This is a genomic window from Exiguobacterium sp. s123, assembly GCF_018617075.1.
Classification (GTDB): Bacteria; Bacillota; Bacilli; order Exiguobacteriales; family Exiguobacteriaceae; genus Exiguobacterium; species Exiguobacterium profundum.
Genome location: NZ_JACSJL010000001.1, coordinates 499,932 through 517,609 on the forward strand (window position 1 = coordinate 499,932; position 17,678 = coordinate 517,609).

Here is a 17,678-nt window from a genome sequence, read left to right on the forward strand (position 1 = left end):
TTTTCTCACTCGTTCACTCCTTTTTGGGCACACTAAAAGCGGGCTCAATCGAGACCGCTTCGTGTTATTGAATCATGACAGTTCGGAAGTAATGGTCGAATAGATCGATGGCCACTTCGATCGAACGTTCATCCGGGTTGAGTGTCGATTGATGGAGTCCTGACCCCATATCGTTCACTCCTAACCAAACCATAAATCCGGGGACCTGTTTCAACATATATCCAAAATCCTCACCCGTCATGGCAGGGACACATGTTTTATAAGAATAGCCGACTTCTTCAACCGCTTCCTCGAATTGATAAAGATAACGTTCGTCATTGACGACTTCGTGATACCGATTGCCGAATTCAAGGTCGATTTGCACGTTATACGTCATCTCGACTCCGGCGATGATTTGACGAATCCGGCTTTCCAGCACGACCATTTCTTTGTCAGACAAGGCGCGGACCGTCCCATCCAGTTTGGCCGTATCGGCGATAATATTTTCTTTCGTTCCTGCTGCGACTTTTCCGATACTGACGACTGCACTTCCCATCGGGTCAATGTTACGAGACACAATCGTTTGCAGTTGCATGATGAGAGCGGCCTGAACGATGACAGCGTCAATCCCTGAGTGAGGGAAAGCACCATGCCCCCCTTTTCCATGAATGGTGATATGGAGCTCTCGCGCACTCGCGAACAACACGCCCGGTCGTGACGCGACCATGCCGACAGGATATTCAGGTGCGACATGTAAGCCGAACAATGCATCCGGGCGGAAGTGATAGAACAATTCTGATTTCGCCATCGGTTCGGCACCACCCGGTCCCTCTTCGGCCGGTTGGAAAAAGACGACAAGGTGATGGTTAAGCGGTTCCTCGACCGCTCGTTTAATTAATCCAAGTGCGATTGACATGTGCACATCATGTCCGCATGCATGCATCATGCCTTCGTGAATCGATGCGAACTCTAGCCCCGTCTCTTCCGTGATGGGCAGTCCATCCATATCGGCTCGATATCCAATCGTCTTCTCACCGACGAGACCATCTACACGGACGAAAAGACCTGTTCGCCAGTGCGTGATATGAACACGTGACGAATCGAGCGATCGAATCAATTGCTCAAGTGTCGCTTGTGTTTTGAACTCTTCATATCCGGCTTCCGGAATTAAATGTAGCTGTCGTCTCGCTTCAATTGCCCAATTCATAACTCAGTCTCCTTCGTAATTTCTTCGACGATTTTCCAAAACGCCTGGACTTGCGCCAGCTCCAACATCGATTCTGTCGAAAGCATCCACGTGTCCCGGACGAGCGGCACGCCACCCGACGACGTCAATGGAATCTTATTCATCTCATTCACATCTTTGATGGTCGATTCCGGAAGAATCGCGAACCCGATTCCGTGTAACGCCATCTGTTTGCATGTTTCGATTTGGTCGACGACAAGCGTCGTCAGAGGCGGGCTCGAAAACCGTTCCTGCCACCACTCTAATATTTCCTGGTAATACGTCGAGTCGCTCTTGAATTGAATAAACGAGCGCTCGTTGTTTTTTAGTTGAGAGAGGTCGGTCATTTTCAAATCGACCAAATGCAAGGAATCAGAGAACAGCTTCATCCGTTCCCCTCGCCAATCCGGATTTCCACGGATGATTCCGATATGGAAATTCTCTTCGAGCATGTAACGCATCATTTCGCTCGACCATCCGGTGACCAATTTGACACGGACGGACGGATAGCGTTCGACGAACGTCTTCAATACCTTGGGTAGCCAATACTGTCCCATGATGGAGGCGACGGCAATTTTCAACGTCCCGTACACTTCTCCTTGGTTGGCCGTCAGTTCGCCCCTTAGTTCTTGTTCTTCACTGTACATCTTTTTGGCGAACTCGATGATTTTTTCTCCATCTGGCGTCAATGCGAGCCCTCTTGTGGAGCGAACGAAAATCTTCTTCCCCCACTGATGTTCGATGGTCACGAGCCGTTGACTGAGCGCTGGTTGTGAGACAAACAATCGCTCGGCTGCTTTACGCATATTCAATTCTTCCGCAAGAATAATTAACACTTCTACTTCCGAAACTTGCATCACGTCACCTGTTTCTCTATCGTTTGAAAGATTGTATACTGAATAAGTATTTGTTTCAATGTATCATATCATGTTTAATCATCAATTTGATTGTTAGGAGGAAATCTGATGCAACGTCATCATTTCGCCTTTATCGTCGCGACCGTTGCGACGTTCGGCAGCCTTTATTTTTCAGAGGTCATGCTCTTTTTACCTTGTAAGCTGTGTTGGTTCCAACGCATCTTTATGTATCCACTAGCCATCTACTACCTGACCATCATGTTGACCGCACGAGACGTCAACCGCTTGTTCGTAGGGATTATGGCCGGTGCCGGATGGTGTATCAGTCTGTATCATGTCATTTTAGAACGGATTCCGAATGGTGAAGCCTTCTGTACGAACGACTGCCTGATTCGTTGGGTCAACTATTTTGGATTCGTCACCATCCCACTCCTCAGTTTCATCGCCTTCACCTGCATCCTGATCATTCAGTTCGTCCCACTTAAAAAAGCGTGAGACAACAAAGGAGAAGCTGCCTCGAGACAGCTCCTCCTTTTTTCATTGCCACCATTCGTCGTACAACGAGGCAGGCATATGATGCTTGTGGCGTGAACGTTTGAAAATTGTCTCGATTCGCTCGGCGATTGTCGGGTCGATTGTCTTTCCTTCCAAATAGTCGTCCAGCTGATCATACGTCATACCGAGTGCGACTTCGTCAGGAAGTCCAGGGCGACCATCTTCAAGGTCGGCCGTCGGCACCTTATAAATCACACGCTCATGCGCTCCAAGTTCATGGAGAAGTGCTTTTCCTTGACGTTTGTTCAAACCGGTCAACGGTGTGAGGTCACAAGCTCCGTCACCGTGTTTTGTATAAAATCCTGTCACATATTCCGCAGCATGGTCTGTTCCGACCACAAGGGCACCGAATGTTGCCGCAATGTCGTATTGTGCCTTCATCCGCTCACGTGCCTTCGTGTTCCCTTTATGGAAGTCACTCAATTCGAGGCCCGTTGCACGGTGAAACGCTTCAACCGATGCGTCAACAGCAGGCTTGATGTTGACAGTGAACGATTTGTCCGGACGAATGAACTCAAGCGCAAGTTGTGCGTCATGCTCATCGTGTTGCTCACCATACGGCAATCTAATTGCATAAAATGTATACTCGTCACTCGTTTCTTCTCGAAGCTCTTCCATGGCGAGTTGACATAGCTTTCCGGCAAGGCTCGAGTCTTGCCCGCCTGAGATCCCTAGGACGAGTCCTTTCGCACCAGCCCGTTTCACATATGCTTTCAAGAAGTCGATACGTTGACGAATTTCTTCTTTCGGGTTGATGGTCGGTTTGACATGTGTTGATTCAATGATCTGTTGTTGCATGGATTACCCTCCCACTATGCTCTCATTTTGCTTTATTGTCTGATAATCCTTATACCCCGTCAACTAGCGTCTCAAAAAGAAAGACGGAAACAACAGTTTCCGCCATGGTTTTATTGAACTTTAAATGATGTGACCTCTCCACCGATTGGTGTCATCTCTAAGAACAATGGTTGATCTTTCGCCGGTGCTTCATCGAGCAATACCCCAAACGAGAAACCACCGCCGGTCACTTCGGCTGCACCTTGAGCGTAAACATTATGTCCGTCTGATACAGACCACTCAAACTCGACCTCATCCGTATACCCGCTCACTTGAATCATCGTGTCATTCAAGTCAATTTGTACATCACGGAACGCGCCGTCCGACTGCGGCTCTGTAGCAGGCGTTTCTTCCGGTGTTTCTGACGTACCTTCATCCGGAGTTTCTGTTGCAGTAGATTCAACGGTGAACGTCGTCTCATCTGTCACAGCAATTTCAGGTGCTCCGTCAACTTGACCGAGCCCAATCACTTCGACCGAATATTCGCCTGGTTCTAATGTCAATGGAAAGACTTCGTCGAATACTTTTTTATCATTCGCTTCCCATTTTTCCTCAATTACAGATTCTGTGAACATATAATCACTTCCGTAATCAAATACGGTTTGATCCCCTTTTTTGACAACTAACTGAAAACGTTGCGACGAATTAAACGTTACATCGACTGCTTCCTCATTTGGGTTTGTCATCGAAATCGTAGCTGATAACGTTTTTGCCGAAGCATCGTATGCCATTTCCGTGTCGAGCGTCAATGGAGCCGGTGGTTCAGACGAATCACTGTTTACTTGACTCGGTTTCGCCTCTTCTTTCCCACATCCCGCTACGACTAATAAGATTGCCGTCACTACGGCGAGCAACCAAGTTTTCTTCATGAATCCCACTCTCCTCAACAAAATAAAAAACGTCTATAGCACTAGTGTATACAATGTGCAGACGTTTGTAATGATTTTCCTTATATTATTTACCTTTTTTACGAAACTTTAGTTTGTTCCATGTATTGTTGCCAACCGGTCATGAACAATGAATCTGCGATATCGAGATCAGACCGGACTTGAGCCGTGATAGAGAACGTCTCACTGTGCATCGACTCAAACGTGACGACCATCGTTTCTCCTACTACTTCCTTATAAGCTACAAGTTCAGGCGTTTCTGCAAACAATATCATAAGTATGGCTCCTTTGTTCATCTGTGATAAACCTAGTGTACCAATCTGAAACCAAGATATATGTCCTATCGTTCGACAGCACAACAATGACATTTTACCTATTGTCGAAACGTTTACATCAAATGTTAGTCAATTGGGGAAATGTGCATATGATTTCATGAAAAAAAGGAGCAATCCGTACTACAGACGCTCCTCTTTACCTTAAATTGTAAATCAATTTGATTCAATACATGTCGAACGAAATCTCATTTCGACCGGTTCGAAATTTGTTGCCATACTGTCCCGAGTGCTGTCTCGCCGCTCGTGATCCGCTCTTTCGCAAGTCGCGCTTGTAAAGAGACCTCGAACTCGCGGTCTTCCTCCGCAATCGACAAGGCAGGTACAGCCCGCTCATCTCCACAATCGAATAAGAAACGAGCCGCTCGCCAACGTACGAGTTTGTTTTTATCCTTTAACGCCTCAATCATGGAAGGTTGGGACTGAGGTAATGCCCAGTCGGAGACCGTATCCCCAGCCGTCCGCCGCACAATAGGAGAAGCGTCCACTAAGGCTTGTTCGATATATGTGACATATTCCTCACGTCGCTCTTCAAACATCCCGATCATGACGACCGCCTGTCGACGGATTGCCATCACGGAATCTTCCAAGGCACGACGGAAATAAGGCATGTTTTCATGTTGGATTTCGAGTTCATCCAAGAATGCCATCCGATCTTTCCAATTATCCGACTGAAGATGGTTCGCGTTCGCCTCAAAATCCGCTTCACGACCAAATGCTCGGGCCACGATCCGCTCGATGCGCTCTTCAGGATACGCCGCTTCCAATTCTTCTTGTGCGACGACACTGACTTCATCCAATTCACCATAACGTGGGGCTTGTTCTACCCAACGACGGTCTTGAATGACATTCTTCACTTGTGCTTGAACTTCCATCGCTGCATCGACGAATCGTTTCGACAATCCGATTCGTTTTTCCTCGTCCCCTTTGACGAGTTTTAATTGCATCGGTACATCGAGCACGAATTGAACGGATACATGGACCGGTTCATAGTCCGTATCCATCTTTGTGGATTCGACTTCCTCAACTTGTTCCCCGAACGCCCGTCGGATCTCATTCATGACGTCATGCCAATCATGTTTCGGATGTCGCTCGACAGCGAGAAAATCAGACACGGCGTAAACGGATTTGACGCCTCGAAGCCCGATGATTTCTTGAATGATGGCTGGGGCATCCGTACTCGCTTTGTCGTACGTTGTGCCTCTCCCTTCAAACGGAGGGTCCACAATGATTTTCAAGTTATTCGGACTTGGTGTCGGTTCGATTGCTACTAGTTTCATCCTCATCACCTCACTCTTCATCGTGACGAAAATGACAAAAAAACGCAAGCGAGTCGCTTGCGTTCGATCAACCATCTATTTACTTAAAACAACGCGATAAACTGTTGGAGTGAATACGTCGTCCCATCCACAGTAAACGTGTCGTCCTCTGAAATCGGTTCAAGGAAGAAACGTTTTTCACCATCTTCTTTCACGTAACCAAAAATATGATTGGATTGATAGAACAATTCAATAATCGTCATCCGTCCAAATGTCATCCCATCGTTCATTACCGCCCGATCACCCAATTCGCCGCCATTGTACAGTTCGATGTAAGTTTCCATTTTGGTGTCGCTCCTCTTGTGTTTGTTTTCACAATTCCTTTCTATCAAACAACATGAGCGACTTCAAGTTAATTTTTTGCGTTACGCTTCCAAAATTCAATCCATTTACGATATTCCAATAATGTTTTGTTGATTTGATTAATCGACTTCTCATCATGCAACCCTCTATCATCAATCTTTTCTTTACAATGCGTGATGAAAATTTCATTTCCCGGTAAAACATTTGCACGATTTGTGGCAAATACTTGTCGGAGATGGATTTGGCATCTGGCGGTTCCAAGTATGCCCGGCGAGGCCCCGGCGATCATGACCGGTTTATCCCGAAGTGGCGTTTCTGGCTCGAGCGAAAGCCAGTCGATTGCATTCTTCAGGACGCCCGGGATGCTATGGTTATATTCAGGGGTGACAATCAATAACCCATCAGCTTCCCGAACAGCTTGCTTCAATGCGGCCACAACTTCCGGTTCATCCGGATCAATCAAATCGTCATTGAACAGTGGAAGTTCGATGGAGACGACTTCAATGTCGAAATCCTCTTGAGCCAGTTCAATGATCGAATGCAAAAGAGCAGTATTGAAAGATTTCTTGCGAAGACTTCCTGACATAGCGATTAATTTATAGGTTTCCATGTTCTACCTCCCGCATCCATTCGTTCACGATTTTCGCTTCTTCTTCAGGGGCTTCCATCATCCCCATATGACTGAACGGAACGATTGCTTTCGTATGTCGTGACGCACCTAAAAACGCCCGCTCCTCATTCATATTCGGGTCTTTTGAGCCGTAAATGAATAGGCCGGGGAGGTCAGTCGTTTCAACAGTGTCCACTTCGTCTTCACGATCGCGGATTGCCTGTTGCGCGTTCACGATTCCCTCGACCGTCATTTCATATCCGATTGCGATCGCTTGTTGGATGAGCGCCGGGTCGGAATCGCTTGAGAAGACATTTGGAATCATTCCGTCAATAAACGGCTCGATCCCTTCTTCGATGACTTGATTGATGGCACCGTTTCGCTTTTCCCGCGCCGCTTCTGTATCAGCGGCCGCCGTCGAGTGAATCAATCCAAATCCCGATATTTCTGTTCCATAGCGACGCACGAGGTTAGTCGTCACATAGCCTCCGAAAGAATGCCCACATACGAGCGGACGGACAAGACCCCGAAGACGAATTTCTCCGATGACCCAGTCCGCAAATTGATCCATCGTTTCTGGTCCCACGTCCGTCCCGGCATGACCAGGTAATGTGAGCGCGTGAACTTCGGCATTCAATAACGGTTCCAACTGTTCAAAGTACTTTGGAGAACCACACAGCCCATGTAGCAATACGAGTGCTTTCATATCATCGAGTGCTCCTTTTCTTCCCATTCTGTTTTGAGTAGCCGATACATCGTCAAATCCATGAATCGGCCATGGCTATATGCATAATCTTGTAGAAGTCCTTCTTCAATAAATCCCAATTTTTGAACGAGTCGATTCGACCCTTCATTCCCTGGTGCGACCAACGCAGAGATTCGATGAAACTTGAATTCTTCAAAACCATATTGGATGACAGCTGAAGCAGCTTCGAAAGCCACCCCTTGTCTCCAATAGTGAGGAGAAACCTCAAACCCGATTTCGGCGCGATAATATTGGGGCGTCCAATTATGAAATCCAATCGTTCCGACCAATTCGTTCGTCATCCGATCGCATATCGCCCAACGAATGGCCTTCCCTTGCTGAAATTGATCCTTAAAGTAAGCGATCACGTTCTTCGCCTCATAGACGGCAAGCAACGGGTCCGACCCATAATATCGCATCACTTCCTCAGTGGATAAAATGGTATAAAGTGCTCTAGCATCACGCGGTTCTAGCTCTCGCAGGATAAACCGGGGCGTAGCGAGCTCAGGAAAACTCCGTTTTAATCCCCACATGTGGAACCCGCCTTTCCTATTCGTTTCCTCAATTATACTTCTATTTTCCCAAATGTATCGAACTCAACCCTCTCGTACCGTCTCAAGATGGCAGAAAACACGTGTTTTTGCTACTATAATCGTAGTATGTCAAACTGAGGGGATACCATATGTCAAAACAACTCTTTTATTTGAAGCAAGACCGGGACGTCCAACGCTTCACACTGCATGGTGTGACGTTGGCGGATGTAACAGAAGCGCTTTCCGTGACGAGACCGATGATTATTTGTCGAACGGACATCAAAGGGATGAGACAATCCTCGAGGTCGCGTTTCCGTTATATTGAAGCGCACGAACTATCTTCGTTCTCGTCTAAGTATTTGAATAACCAAACAACGTTTACGGCGATCGATTTTCCGGACTACAATACGCTCGAAACTCTGTCCGATCATGAAATTGCAGAAATCTTGTTTTTAAGTCATATGGAACGCGGAATCAAGAAGCCGTTCTTGGATTCGCTCGATAATGAGATTGTGTTCTTCAATGAAGCAAACGATCGACATAGCAGTCTTTATATTCGCGATTGGTCGACAATCAATCATTTCGTCCAAAACATGTTGCAAAGTAAACTCGATCGTGACATTCGTAACATCAGTTTTGTTCCGATTCCACTTCCCGTCATCGATGAATTACTCGATTTGGCACCTCAAGGTCTGATCATCGATTTCGATCATACGAAACGCAGTTTGTTCAATCGACAAATCGTCATCTCATTCTATGTAGCGGGCCGTTATGAAGACATGTCTGTTCTTGAAGAAGACTTCGATGCGAAGAAAGAATCCATCGCCTTAAAAGGGCAATTGTTGTACCGTCGTCGTACATGGCAGATTGAACGATTATAAGGTCATACATGTAATGAATAGTTGTGAACCTCTGGAAATGAGGTTCTTTTTTGTTATTTTCAGACCGATTGTTTCAACCTTATGCCTATACTGGACAGGGTTGAACGCTATTCTTAAAAATTGATAACAAATTGTCTTAATTTTTTGTTAAATTAACACTTTTCTTTTTCGAACGAGGCGTTATACTAGGAATAACCTTCTGGAGGAATGGAAGGCAATATAGAGAAAGCGAGGTGAAAATCTATTCATCACGCGATGGATAGATACACGAAATGGAACAACTGAAAGTACAAGGAGTCTCATCGTTCACCAAGTTTGCGACGAATGGAAAAATGCTGAAACTTAAAGATGCTCACGCAGGGGAACAACGCATTTCACTACAGGATGCGACGGATATTCAAGTCTCTCTGCTCGACGAAGACCATTCGCGCTTCACTATATTTGGTCACGCTCACCCTCTTGTAGAGCTGACCCTTCCTCACAACTCTTGTGAAGTCCTCTATGCTTGGTTACTACACAAGATGAAACGACAAAAAATCAAACTCGCTTCAAACGCTTAAACAAAACAAGGTCTGCTCTCCATGTGGGAGGCAGACCTTGTTGTTTTGACTGAAGTCATTTCATTCCTTCGTTTCTTCCAATGATGAATTCGCCGTGACCGGGTTTCTGCGATAAATCGTCACGCCACCATGCTTGGCCTCTCCTACTACTTGAAAGAGCCAGCCTTTCTCAATCAAAATGGTTCGAACGGATAAAAAATCTTCGCGTGGCACGTTCACTTCATCCACTTGTTCGTCCAATAATTGTTGAAATGTCATTTCCCAATCAGTCATGTTGATTCTCCTTACGTAAGTCTTCATCATGCATCCATTCAAATAGACGACGTCCTGATTCTAAGCGATCCGTCTTGTCTAACAATGTTGCCGGGACGATCCGCGTCGCATCAATCGACTCATCACCGGCAAAAGCGACAGGTTCATTCGTCATCTGTTCAATATATTGAAGTGCAAACAATAAAATCGATTTTTCTGTATCCAATCCACTTTCCCGTAGCACAACATCAAACGACTCATCTCGTTTATTGTCCACTAGTAACGTCCGTCCCCCGTCGAGGAGAGCCAATGATGGCACAGCATCGACATGAAATACTTCATATGCGCGATAGGTCTGCTCATCACACAGTAAAAGGGGAACAAAACGACGTCGGCTCGTCCATTTCTTTAACTGAAACAAAATTTTCATCGAGGTGAACCACGTCGCCCCATCTCGATCTTTTTCCACTAAAATTGTGGGAACTGATGCTTCATCCGCTTCTTTTTTTTGAACGAATAACCATTTTTCTACATCTACCACGACGATCAAATCGTTTTCCTCCTTATGATCCATTCAGACAATGCAATCATCGTCAACGCAACGAGCCAACCGCCGAGCACGTCACTGAAGTAATGAACGTTCAAGATGACACGGCTGAGCGAAACCGCGAGGACGAGGCACAAGAGAATGAAGATGACGACTTTCGACTGTTTCTTTCGATACAGTACATAAGCTGTCAATCCATATAGGGCCAGCGACCCTGAGGCGTGTCCACTCGGAAAACTGTATGTCGTTGCATCGAGGGATGCATCAATGAGCGGTCGATCGATTCCGTAGACGAGCTTTAGCACCTGGGTAAACAGAAGTGTCCCGATTCCGACGAGCGCTAGTCGCCACGCTTCGATACGGTCCCCGCGCCAATACCAAAACAACAACCCTAATATGGAGAGCCCCACAATGACCTGTGCACTCCCGAGTTCTGTCACGTAGGCAAACACTCGATCCGGTAACGGTTGTAACCATTCATATACGAATGTGTTCATTGGATCGACCGCCCCTAAAACGACAAACACCGACACGATCACATAAGCGACCGTCCCGGTGATGACCACCATTTGCGGTGTCCACTTCATCAATACAACCCTTTTCTTTCACGCATCTCTTCTTCTCCGAAATCGACCATATCTCGCAATCGGTGCGCTAATCGTCCTGAAGCGTTGGCAGCGATGGCACCGACGAGATCGTCCATGAACGTATGCACTTGCCCATCATCCATCTTCGTGTCGAGTTGTTTGATGATACCGATTTTTGCCTTGTCTAAGTATCCGAAAGTCGTAACGGCAATCGAACCATATGTGTTGACGGCACCGATCGCAATCGTCTCGTCCACTCCAAATAAACCTTCGTCTGAGGCGATAATCGACAGAAGCGGTTCAGATAATTGGCCTTTTTCAGCCAACATGTCGAGCTCTGAACCAACAAGAATCGCATGTTGTAGTTCACGTTTGTCAAGAACCGCCTCGACAGAATCCATACAATCTTTTAAAGAAAGATGCGGCGAGTAAGGTGCCTGCATCTGGTATACGATTTCAGCAATCGATTCAATCGTGACCCCGCGTTCGAGCAAACGAGCACGAGCCGCTTCTCGGACGTCACGTGAGTGTGGTACGTGTTTCATAATAGGCGCAGGATCGAAATCCCGCTTCACATCCCTTCGTTCAGAGAGTCATCGTCTCTCTATATGATATAACCATTATACTGAAAAATTGAAAAAAGACGAACCCTGCTTTGACTTCCCACATTAAATCGGTCATCATTAACATGTAGGTTAAACGATCAAAGGGGGAAGAGGAATGAAGATTGGGGTAGTCTTATTTCCGTCTAAACAAGTGCAAGATTTTGCGAACTCTTATCGAAAACGCTATGACACAAAATACGCGTTGATTTCACCTCACGTGACCATTAAAGAACGGACAGAGGTGTCAGAAGAAGACTTACCGAAAGTACTCGAGTACTTGCAACAAGTTGCGGATTCGACTAAACCGATTCAGTTAAAAGTCGATGGCGTTCGGTCTTTCGCACCGACGAACAATGTGCTGTATTTAAAAGTGTTACCGACACGTGATTTGTCGACTCTACAGCAACGACTGCATGAAGATGTGCTCAGCCAAGCACCGAAATATGAATTCTTGCCGCACATCACGATTGGTCAAGATTTGACCGATGCCGAGCTGTTCGACGTCCTCGAACGTATGCGTATGGAGCAGGTTCATTTCGAAGAGACGATCACTCGGATGGCCGTCATGTATGAACTCGAAAATGAAACATGGAACGTCTATGAGACGTTCCGTTTCCGAGGCTAACCTTATATGCTCCGGTCGACGTAGCGACCGGGGTTTTTTTCTTGCTCTTCTTCAAGCCATTCTTCACGTCGAGGTCGGATTCGTTGGACACGTTTGATTCGTGTCACCGGTTCCATGCTTGCTCGACCTGATGGCTGGACTTGTCGGTTGACGTATTGCACGACAGTAAAATCAATCTGATAAGGACCCATGATCTGACCTCCTTCATAGGTCCTTACCCGATTTATTCACGAGGTAATACAAAAATGGCGCATCACTGCGCCATTCCCCAAATTTATAAAATATGGTATCCGCTATCTACGTGAATGACTTCGCCGGTCACGCCACTTCCCATTTCAGAGAGGAGGAAGAGGCCTGTCGAAGCCACTTCTTCCGCAGAAACGTTTCGACGCAATGGCGCCTTCTGTTCAAGCTCAGAAAGGATACTGTTGAAATCGCCGACTCCTTTGGCTGACAATGTACGAATCGGACCAGCTGAAATGGCGTTGACACGCACACCGTGGGGACCGTATTCGTTCGCCAAATACTTGACGCTCGAATCAAGGGCCGCTTTAGCGACACCCATCAAGTTGTAGTTCGGAACGACACGCTCGCCGCCGAGGTACGTGAGTGTGATCACGGAGGCGTCTTGTGCGAAGTAAGGCTTCGCCGCTTTCACGACTGCCGTCAAACTATATGCTGAGATGTCTAACGCTTGCGCGAACTGACCCCGTGTCATTTCTGAAAATTCACCACGCAATGCTTCTTTGTCAGCAAACGCGATCGAATGCGCGATTCCTTGAATCTCACCCGCTTGTTCGTGAATCGAACGGAATGTTGAATCAATCGCTTCGTCATTCGTCACATCACACTCAAGTAGAATCGCTTCTTGCTTCAACTCACTTGCGAGTGACTCGAGACCCGATTTGAATCGTTCTGCCGCATACGTTAACACGAGCTTCGCCCCTGCTTCATCAAGCATTTTGGCAATGGCCCATGCAATCGAGCGCTTGTTCGCAATCCCCATGACGACGTACGTTTTATTCGTTAATGTTGGAAAAATTGACATCATAAACTCCCCTTTTTTAGTACCTGGTGATAATATCTGTTCTCAGATTACAGAAAGGTTTCTGTTTTGTCAACCGACTCGTTACGTATTGCGATTTTTTTAAGTTGCGGTAAGATAAAATACGTATAGAAAGGGTGATTCGACTCCATTATGAACCGTATACAATCATATTTTAAAAGTTTAGATACGACACTGTTGACCATCGTCTTCCTATTGATGATCATCAGTCTCGGTGCAATCTATACCGCTCAACCGATGTTGCCAACGCGACTTCAACATATCAACTTCGCTCTTGAACAAGGCATTCGTTATGTCATCGGCTTTTTTGCGATGTTCGCAATCATGACGATCGAATATGAGCAACTCCGGAAAATCCATTGGTACTTATACGCATTCGGTCTACTTCTGCTCGTCGGTCTGATTCCGCTTCGTGACACGTCGCTCGTACCGAACATCAATGGGGCATATGGATGGTATAACGTACCTGGATTCAGTTTCCAGCCGGCCGAATTCATGAAGCTCTTTTTATTGATTTCCATGTCGACTATCGTCTACGAGCACAATAAACGTTATGGCTCGTCACAACTCGATACGTGGCTCCTCGTGAAACTGGTATTAGTGGCCATCCCGCCGCTCGGTCTGATTGTGACACAACCGGACTTAGGGACCGGGCTCGTCTTGATGACGATGCTCGGCGCCATCATCATCGTCTCGGGAATCGGTTGGAAGTGGCTTCTCGGTCTCTTCAGCGCCGCGGCTTTGACCATCGGCACGTTCATGTATCTGTTCTTTGCCCATTTCGAAGTCTTGCAAGCATTCGTACCTGGACACGCCCTCAACCGCTTCCAGGCCTGGATATATCCATACGAATATTCAGATGACTTGGCATTCCAATTGATCAAATCGCTACAGGCGATCGGTTCTGGACAGATGTTCGGAGTGGGATACGGCCAGGGCCTCGTCTATTTACCGGAATCTCACACGGACTTCATTTTTGCTGTTATCGCAGAACACTATGGGTTCATCGGCGCAGCTCTCGTGATCATCGTTTTCTTCCTATTCCTCTATCGGATGATTCACATTGCATTAGAGTCTAGTAGCGCGTTCGGAAGTTATATCGTCACCGGCGTTATCGCCATGTTCACGTTCCAGGTGTTCCAAAACATCGGTATGACGATTGGTGTCTTGCCAATCACTGGACTCACCCTTCCGTTCATCAGTTACGGGGGGACAGGGATTATCATGAACATGATTGCCATCGGTCTCGTCATGAACGTTGCCTCTAAATCAAAAACCTATATGTTTGATGATGATTGACAAAATCCCTCAAGGTTAGACCTTGAGGGATTTCTTTATATAGTTCGAAAATCTTCCGGAATCGGCGCCTCAATCTGAATCGTATCTCCTGTCATCGGGTGAATGAATCGCGCAGACGCGCTGTGAAGGGCGTGACGGGGCATACGAGCTGTCCCCCCATACATGGAGTCCCCAATGAGCGGATGACCGATATGGCGCAAATGCACGCGAATCTGATGGGTCCGTCCCGTCTCGAGTCGAATCGTCAATAACGAGCCGCTCCCAAACGGCTGACATGCGAGGATGTGCGTGATTGCGCGTTGTCCCTCAGTTGTCACGACTCGCTCCATAATCGAGTTCTCGGCACGCCCGATCGGTACATCAATCGTTTGTGGCGTCACTTCTTTTTCGACCAATGCCTTATACGTACGCATCAATCCATTCGCTTTCTGAAGTTCGCTGAATCGATGATGGATGAATCCGTACTTTGCAAATAAGACGACACCGCTCGTGTCACGATCGAGTCGATTGATCACATGAATCGCAGATGACAGACCGATGCGTTGATAATAGCCAAGTACAGCGTTCGCAAGTGTATCGGTCGGATGTAGTCGTGATGGGATCGTGGCAATCCCTGCCGGTTTATCGACCGCCAACAGCGTATCGTCTTCATACAGAATTCGAATCGGTCTTTCCGAAACGACCATGTCGAGTGATGGGGATTCGGGCGGGAATCGCACGATTACTTCATCTCCTGGTTCGAGTTCATGCCTTACGGTGCGGTGCATGCCATTCACTTCAATATCGCCTTCATGCTTCACGAGCGTGAGCATCTTTCGAGAAATGCCCATATCTTGCATTAAAAAGTCGCGAAGTGGGATGGCTTTCTCCACAACGCGACGAATCGTAAACCCTTGCATCCGTTACTTTCCTTCCTCGATGAACGATTCGCGAACTCGGCGCCAGAATGGGAAGGGCCGGAAACGAGCGAACGTCACTTTTTCTTTTGCGACCGCGCATCGAATCGAGACGACATCCGACCAGGACAACGCTTCCTGATGGTCAAACGCCAATTCAAATTCGGTTTTCGTGTGCGGCTTGATTTTCACTTGATGGTGTTTTGGTAAGAGAAGCGGTGCGCCAATCGTTCGATACACTAGGTTGTTGATCGAAGCCATCTCGGTCACTTGAATGGCTTCGATCGATGGGTGAACGATCGCTCCACCGAGTGCCTTATTATAGGCGGTCGAACCCGATGGTGTCGAAATACATAACCCATCTCCACGGAACGTTTCAAAGTAATCGTCTCGAATCGATAAATCACAGACGAGCGTTCGCTTGTAGTTCTTAATCGTACAGTCATTCATCGCCAATCGACGATCGGTCTCTCCGTTCTCATAGTCAATGAGCACTTCAACGAGCGGATAGGAGACTGGCTCGAACGATTCACTCGTGATCATCTCCGTCAGTTCATCCAACTCATCCGGCTGCCAATCGGCATAAAAGCCGAGATGCCCGGTATGAATCCCGACAAGGAGCGTTTCATCGAGTCGATCGATGTATTTATGAAACGCCTGTAACATCGTCCCGTCCCCTCCGACCGATACTACGATTCGGGGTTCTTCCGATAATGTATGTCCGGCGGCTTGAAGTTTTTCAGTCAGTTCCTGGGCGATTTCCGCTGATCGCGTATCTCCCCTCGATACAATCGCAAACTGCATATCGGTTTCCCCCTAGTCTTCATCCGTTTTCACGTTCATCTCTTTATCCCGAAACACTTGCTGGGCATCCTGAATTTCAACGCGGAGTTGGCTCATCTCGGCATCGAGTAAAAAGGCCGCCTCGGCTGCGCGTCTCAATCGTTCCTGCACTTCAAGAGGCATGTCGCCATCATATTTATAATTCAATGAATGCTCGATCGTGGCCCAGAAATTCATCGCAAGCGTGCGGATTTGCACTTCCACGAGCGTCGGGATTTCACCGTGAATCGTTTGGACCGGGTACTCGATGATGACATGATACGATCGATAACCCGAATCTTTCTGATGGGTAATGTAATTCCGTTCTTCCACTATTTTAAAATCTGTTCGACGATGTAGCAAATCCAAGACGTGAACGATATCATCGACAAATTGGCACATGATTCGTAATCCTGCTATATCTTGCATATCCGTCGCCAATTCATGGTCAGCGATATTCTTTCGTTTCGCTTTCTCAAGAATGCTCCCGACCGGCTTCACTCGACCTGTGACAAATTCAATCGGAGAATGGTCATTTTGGGATTTGAACTGCTTACGAACGGCTTTCAATTTGACTTTCAACTCGTCTACCGCAATTTGATACGGCACTAAAAACTGATCCCAGTTCACTGATTGCATACGCTGTCACCACTTTCGTTCTTTTCCGGAAAAAACGCGTCCTTTCCGTATGTATCCGTTTGTATGGTATCATAAACGAACAATTGTTCATAGAATGGAGCGATGATTCATGACCCAAGAAGTGGAAATTGAATTTAAATCAATGTTGACGAAAGACGAGTATGAGACACTCCTACGTGCCTATCAGCTTGATGATCAGGTTCGTTGGCAAGCGAATGACTATTTCGATACCCCTTCCTTTCAGCTAAAAGCGAACGGGGCGGCTCTTCGGATTCGCGAGCAGAAACAAGGTCAAGTGCTGACGTTGAAGCAACCAAACGAGGTCGGATTGCTTGAGACACATGCCACTATTACAGAAGATGAGGCTGAGGATCTGTTTAAGTACGGAATCATCCATGACGAGCAAATGAAGCAGGCACTGGCCCCGTTCCAGCTGAATGCACCGCTCGAACATCTCGGTCGACTCGAGACAAATCGGGCAGAGTTACAGATAGAAGACGGTCTACTCGTTTTGGACGAAAGCCATTATTTGGAGACGAACGACTACGAAATAGAATTTGAAGTGACGAATGAAGAAGAGGGAAAACGTGCGTTCGAAGGACTGCTTGCAAAACACGGTCTCCCCTATCGTCCCGCCAAAAATAAAATCGTCCGATTCATGGAATTAAAAATGAGTCGGTTGGAAGGTTGAGCAGATACATTGCCAACCTTTTTTTT

General features: G+C 46.9%; 25 protein-coding genes. 6 read left to right on the forward strand and 19 right to left on the reverse strand.

Going from position 1 to position 17,678, the window contains the following annotated elements:
• Positions 1 to 64: 64 nt before the first annotated feature.
• The gene (locus tag KNO72_RS02595) at positions 65 to 1,186 is read right to left on the reverse strand and encodes an N-acetyldiaminopimelate deacetylase (protein ID WP_214757152.1); all 1,122 of its coding nucleotides are present in this window, start codon (positions 1,184 to 1,186) and stop codon (positions 65 to 67) included.
• Positions 1,183 to 2,061 (reverse strand): transcriptional regulator CcpC, encoded by an 879-nt coding sequence (locus KNO72_RS02600; protein WP_031421506.1) that lies wholly within the window; start codon positions 2,059 to 2,061, stop codon positions 1,183 to 1,185. Before KNO72_RS02600 ends, KNO72_RS02595 begins: the two co-directional genes overlap by 4 nt.
• Positions 2,062 to 2,169: 108 nt before the next feature.
• Between KNO72_RS02600 and KNO72_RS02605 the strand changes: the two genes are divergently transcribed.
• On the forward strand, positions 2,170 to 2,556 hold the full coding sequence (locus tag KNO72_RS02605) for a disulfide bond formation protein B (RefSeq protein WP_214733643.1): 387 nt from the start codon (positions 2,170 to 2,172) through the stop codon (positions 2,554 to 2,556).
• 42 nt (positions 2,557 to 2,598) lie between these two features.
• On the opposite strand, the gene nadE is transcribed toward KNO72_RS02605, so the two are convergent.
• The 8 genes from nadE to KNO72_RS02645 form a co-directional block, all read right to left on the reverse strand.
• Entirely contained in the window at positions 2,599 to 3,414 is an 816-nt protein-coding gene (nadE, locus tag KNO72_RS02610) for an ammonia-dependent NAD(+) synthetase (RefSeq protein WP_078146621.1), read from the reverse strand.
• A 110-nt stretch (positions 3,415 to 3,524) separates the two neighbouring features.
• A complete protein-coding gene (locus KNO72_RS02615; RefSeq protein WP_078146620.1) occupies positions 3,525 to 4,322 on the reverse strand; it encodes a BsuPI-related putative proteinase inhibitor in 798 nt (265 codons plus the stop codon).
• Between the two features lie 98 nt (positions 4,323 to 4,420).
• Positions 4,421 to 4,615, reverse strand: a complete 195-nt coding sequence (locus tag KNO72_RS02620) for a hypothetical protein (protein WP_015881244.1) — start codon at positions 4,613 to 4,615, stop codon at positions 4,421 to 4,423.
• 245 nt (positions 4,616 to 4,860) lie between these two features.
• The gene (locus KNO72_RS02625) at positions 4,861 to 5,952 is read right to left on the reverse strand and encodes a virulence factor (RefSeq protein WP_015881243.1); all 1,092 of its coding nucleotides are present in this window, start codon (positions 5,950 to 5,952) and stop codon (positions 4,861 to 4,863) included.
• An 83-nt stretch (positions 5,953 to 6,035) separates the two neighbouring features.
• Positions 6,036 to 6,275, reverse strand: coding sequence for a hypothetical protein (locus KNO72_RS02630; protein ID WP_078146618.1), 240 nt, complete (start codon positions 6,273 to 6,275; stop codon positions 6,036 to 6,038).
• Between the two features lie 68 nt (positions 6,276 to 6,343).
• Positions 6,344 to 6,904 (reverse strand): NADPH-dependent FMN reductase, encoded by a 561-nt coding sequence (locus tag KNO72_RS02635; protein ID WP_214757153.1) that lies wholly within the window; start codon positions 6,902 to 6,904, stop codon positions 6,344 to 6,346.
• Positions 6,891 to 7,610, reverse strand: coding sequence for an alpha/beta fold hydrolase (locus KNO72_RS02640; RefSeq protein ID WP_214757154.1), 720 nt, complete (start codon positions 7,608 to 7,610; stop codon positions 6,891 to 6,893). The genes KNO72_RS02635 and KNO72_RS02640 overlap by 14 nt, the downstream gene beginning before the upstream one ends.
• Positions 7,607 to 8,182, reverse strand: a complete 576-nt coding sequence (locus KNO72_RS02645) for a GNAT family N-acetyltransferase (protein ID WP_015881239.1) — start codon at positions 8,180 to 8,182, stop codon at positions 7,607 to 7,609. The genes KNO72_RS02640 and KNO72_RS02645 overlap by 4 nt, the downstream gene beginning before the upstream one ends.
• A 149-nt stretch (positions 8,183 to 8,331) precedes the next feature.
• Between KNO72_RS02645 and KNO72_RS02650 the strand changes: the two genes are divergently transcribed.
• Both KNO72_RS02650 and KNO72_RS02655 read left to right on the forward strand, forming a co-directional pair.
• Complete coding sequence (locus tag KNO72_RS02650) at positions 8,332 to 9,063, forward strand: hypothetical protein (protein ID WP_078146615.1); 732 nt, start codon at positions 8,332 to 8,334, stop codon at positions 9,061 to 9,063.
• A 272-nt stretch (positions 9,064 to 9,335) separates the two neighbouring features.
• Positions 9,336 to 9,623, forward strand: coding sequence for a hypothetical protein (locus KNO72_RS02655; protein WP_015881237.1), 288 nt, complete (start codon positions 9,336 to 9,338; stop codon positions 9,621 to 9,623).
• A gap of 60 nt (positions 9,624 to 9,683) precedes the next feature.
• Here the strand turns inward: KNO72_RS02655 and KNO72_RS02660 are convergent, their stop codons facing one another.
• Genes KNO72_RS02660 through KNO72_RS02675 form a run of 4 tightly spaced genes read right to left on the reverse strand, consistent with a single transcriptional unit; the run spans position 9,684 to position 11,554 of the window.
• A complete protein-coding gene (locus tag KNO72_RS02660) occupies positions 9,684 to 9,896 on the reverse strand; it encodes a hypothetical protein (RefSeq protein WP_214687874.1) in 213 nt (70 codons plus the stop codon).
• The gene (locus KNO72_RS02665; protein ID WP_015881235.1) at positions 9,889 to 10,425 is read right to left on the reverse strand and encodes a hypothetical protein; all 537 of its coding nucleotides are present in this window, start codon (positions 10,423 to 10,425) and stop codon (positions 9,889 to 9,891) included. The genes KNO72_RS02660 and KNO72_RS02665 overlap by 8 nt, the downstream gene beginning before the upstream one ends.
• Positions 10,422 to 11,009 (reverse strand): phosphatase PAP2 family protein, encoded by a 588-nt coding sequence (locus KNO72_RS02670; protein ID WP_078146612.1) that lies wholly within the window; start codon positions 11,007 to 11,009, stop codon positions 10,422 to 10,424. The genes KNO72_RS02665 and KNO72_RS02670 overlap by 4 nt, the downstream gene beginning before the upstream one ends.
• Positions 11,009 to 11,554 (reverse strand): phosphatidylglycerophosphatase A family protein, encoded by a 546-nt coding sequence (locus KNO72_RS02675; RefSeq protein WP_015881233.1) that lies wholly within the window; start codon positions 11,552 to 11,554, stop codon positions 11,009 to 11,011. Before KNO72_RS02675 ends, KNO72_RS02670 begins: the two co-directional genes overlap by 1 nt.
• Before the next feature lie 175 nt (positions 11,555 to 11,729).
• Here KNO72_RS02675 and KNO72_RS02680 point away from each other — a divergent pair, with 175 nt between their 5' ends.
• The gene (locus KNO72_RS02680; RefSeq protein ID WP_031421499.1) at positions 11,730 to 12,239 is read left to right on the forward strand and encodes a YjcG family protein; all 510 of its coding nucleotides are present in this window, start codon (positions 11,730 to 11,732) and stop codon (positions 12,237 to 12,239) included.
• A gap of 2 nt (positions 12,240 to 12,241) precedes the next feature.
• Here KNO72_RS02680 and KNO72_RS02685 read toward each other — a convergent pair whose 3' ends face one another.
• Positions 12,242 to 12,430, reverse strand: a complete 189-nt coding sequence (locus KNO72_RS02685) for a hypothetical protein (protein WP_214757155.1) — start codon at positions 12,428 to 12,430, stop codon at positions 12,242 to 12,244.
• Positions 12,431 to 12,513: 83 nt separating this feature from the next.
• Entirely contained in the window at positions 12,514 to 13,287 is a 774-nt protein-coding gene (gene fabI / locus KNO72_RS02690; RefSeq protein WP_214735072.1) for an enoyl-ACP reductase FabI, read from the reverse strand.
• Positions 13,288 to 13,437: 150 nt separating this feature from the next.
• Between fabI and KNO72_RS02695 the strand changes: the two genes are divergently transcribed.
• Complete coding sequence (locus tag KNO72_RS02695) at positions 13,438 to 14,604, forward strand: FtsW/RodA/SpoVE family cell cycle protein (RefSeq protein WP_214757156.1); 1,167 nt, start codon at positions 13,438 to 13,440, stop codon at positions 14,602 to 14,604.
• A 35-nt stretch (positions 14,605 to 14,639) separates the two neighbouring features.
• Here the strand turns inward: KNO72_RS02695 and KNO72_RS02700 are convergent, their stop codons facing one another.
• The 3 genes from KNO72_RS02700 to yjbM are packed head-to-tail and all read right to left on the reverse strand — an operon-like array spanning position 14,640 to position 16,961.
• The gene (locus KNO72_RS02700; RefSeq protein WP_214757157.1) at positions 14,640 to 15,503 is read right to left on the reverse strand and encodes an RluA family pseudouridine synthase; all 864 of its coding nucleotides are present in this window, start codon (positions 15,501 to 15,503) and stop codon (positions 14,640 to 14,642) included.
• Between the two features lie 3 nt (positions 15,504 to 15,506).
• The gene (locus KNO72_RS02705) at positions 15,507 to 16,304 is read right to left on the reverse strand and encodes an NAD kinase (protein ID WP_015881227.1); all 798 of its coding nucleotides are present in this window, start codon (positions 16,302 to 16,304) and stop codon (positions 15,507 to 15,509) included.
• 12 nt (positions 16,305 to 16,316) lie between these two features.
• On the reverse strand, positions 16,317 to 16,961 hold the full coding sequence (gene yjbM, locus KNO72_RS02710) for a GTP diphosphokinase (RefSeq protein ID WP_015881226.1): 645 nt from the start codon (positions 16,959 to 16,961) through the stop codon (positions 16,317 to 16,319).
• Positions 16,962 to 17,070: 109 nt separating this feature from the next.
• Between yjbM and KNO72_RS02715 the strand changes: the two genes are divergently transcribed.
• Positions 17,071 to 17,652 carry a CYTH domain-containing protein gene (locus tag KNO72_RS02715; protein WP_214757158.1) on the forward strand — a complete coding sequence of 194 codons (582 nt, stop codon included), beginning with the start codon at positions 17,071 to 17,073 and terminating at the stop codon, positions 17,650 to 17,652.
• The last annotated feature ends 26 nt before the right edge of the window (positions 17,653 to 17,678 follow it).

Bases quoted from the DNA above. Each gene is read 5' to 3' on its own strand.
- KNO72_RS02630 (WP_078146618.1), bottom strand. From the start codon at position 6,275: ATGGAAACTTACATCGAACTGTACAATGGCGGCGAATTGGGTGATCGG.
- KNO72_RS02675 (WP_015881233.1), bottom strand. From the start codon at position 11,554: ATGAAACACGTACCACACTCACGTGACGTCCGAGAAGCGGCTCGTGCT.
- KNO72_RS02705 (WP_015881227.1), bottom strand. From the start codon at position 16,304: ATGCAGTTTGCGATTGTATCGAGGGGAGATACGCGATCAGCGGAAATC.
- yjbM (WP_015881226.1), bottom strand. From the start codon at position 16,961: ATGCAATCAGTGAACTGGGATCAGTTTTTAGTGCCGTATCAAATTGCG.
- KNO72_RS02655 (WP_015881237.1), top strand. From the start codon at position 9,336: ATGGAACAACTGAAAGTACAAGGAGTCTCATCGTTCACCAAGTTTGCG.
- nadE (WP_078146621.1), bottom strand. From the start codon at position 3,414: ATGCAACAACAGATCATTGAATCAACACATGTCAAACCGACCATCAAC.
- KNO72_RS02685 (WP_214757155.1), bottom strand. From the start codon at position 12,430: ATGGGTCCTTATCAGATTGATTTTACTGTCGTGCAATACGTCAACCGA.
- fabI (WP_214735072.1), bottom strand. From the start codon at position 13,287: ATGTCAATTTTTCCAACATTAACGAATAAAACGTACGTCGTCATGGGG.
- KNO72_RS02625 (WP_015881243.1), bottom strand. From the start codon at position 5,952: ATGAAACTAGTAGCAATCGAACCGACACCAAGTCCGAATAACTTGAAA.
- KNO72_RS02650 (WP_078146615.1), top strand. From the start codon at position 8,332: ATGTCAAAACAACTCTTTTATTTGAAGCAAGACCGGGACGTCCAACGC.
- KNO72_RS02670 (WP_078146612.1), bottom strand. From the start codon at position 11,009: ATGAAGTGGACACCGCAAATGGTGGTCATCACCGGGACGGTCGCTTAT.
- KNO72_RS02645 (WP_015881239.1), bottom strand. From the start codon at position 8,182: ATGTGGGGATTAAAACGGAGTTTTCCTGAGCTCGCTACGCCCCGGTTT.
- KNO72_RS02680 (WP_031421499.1), top strand. From the start codon at position 11,730: ATGAAGATTGGGGTAGTCTTATTTCCGTCTAAACAAGTGCAAGATTTT.
- KNO72_RS02605 (WP_214733643.1), top strand. From the start codon at position 2,170: ATGCAACGTCATCATTTCGCCTTTATCGTCGCGACCGTTGCGACGTTC.
- KNO72_RS02700 (WP_214757157.1), bottom strand. From the start codon at position 15,503: ATGCAAGGGTTTACGATTCGTCGCGTTGTGGAGAAAGCCATCCCACTT.
- KNO72_RS02640 (WP_214757154.1), bottom strand. From the start codon at position 7,610: ATGAAAGCACTCGTATTGCTACATGGGCTGTGTGGTTCTCCAAAGTAC.
- KNO72_RS02620 (WP_015881244.1), bottom strand. From the start codon at position 4,615: ATGATATTGTTTGCAGAAACGCCTGAACTTGTAGCTTATAAGGAAGTA.
- KNO72_RS02695 (WP_214757156.1), top strand. From the start codon at position 13,438: ATGAACCGTATACAATCATATTTTAAAAGTTTAGATACGACACTGTTG.
- KNO72_RS02635 (WP_214757153.1), bottom strand. From the start codon at position 6,904: ATGGAAACCTATAAATTAATCGCTATGTCAGGAAGTCTTCGCAAGAAA.
- KNO72_RS02595 (WP_214757152.1), bottom strand. From the start codon at position 1,186: ATGAATTGGGCAATTGAAGCGAGACGACAGCTACATTTAATTCCGGAA.
- KNO72_RS02715 (WP_214757158.1), top strand. From the start codon at position 17,071: ATGACCCAAGAAGTGGAAATTGAATTTAAATCAATGTTGACGAAAGAC.
- KNO72_RS02615 (WP_078146620.1), bottom strand. From the start codon at position 4,322: ATGAAGAAAACTTGGTTGCTCGCCGTAGTGACGGCAATCTTATTAGTC.
- KNO72_RS02660 (WP_214687874.1), bottom strand. From the start codon at position 9,896: ATGACTGATTGGGAAATGACATTTCAACAATTATTGGACGAACAAGTG.
- KNO72_RS02600 (WP_031421506.1), bottom strand. From the start codon at position 2,061: ATGCAAGTTTCGGAAGTAGAAGTGTTAATTATTCTTGCGGAAGAATTG.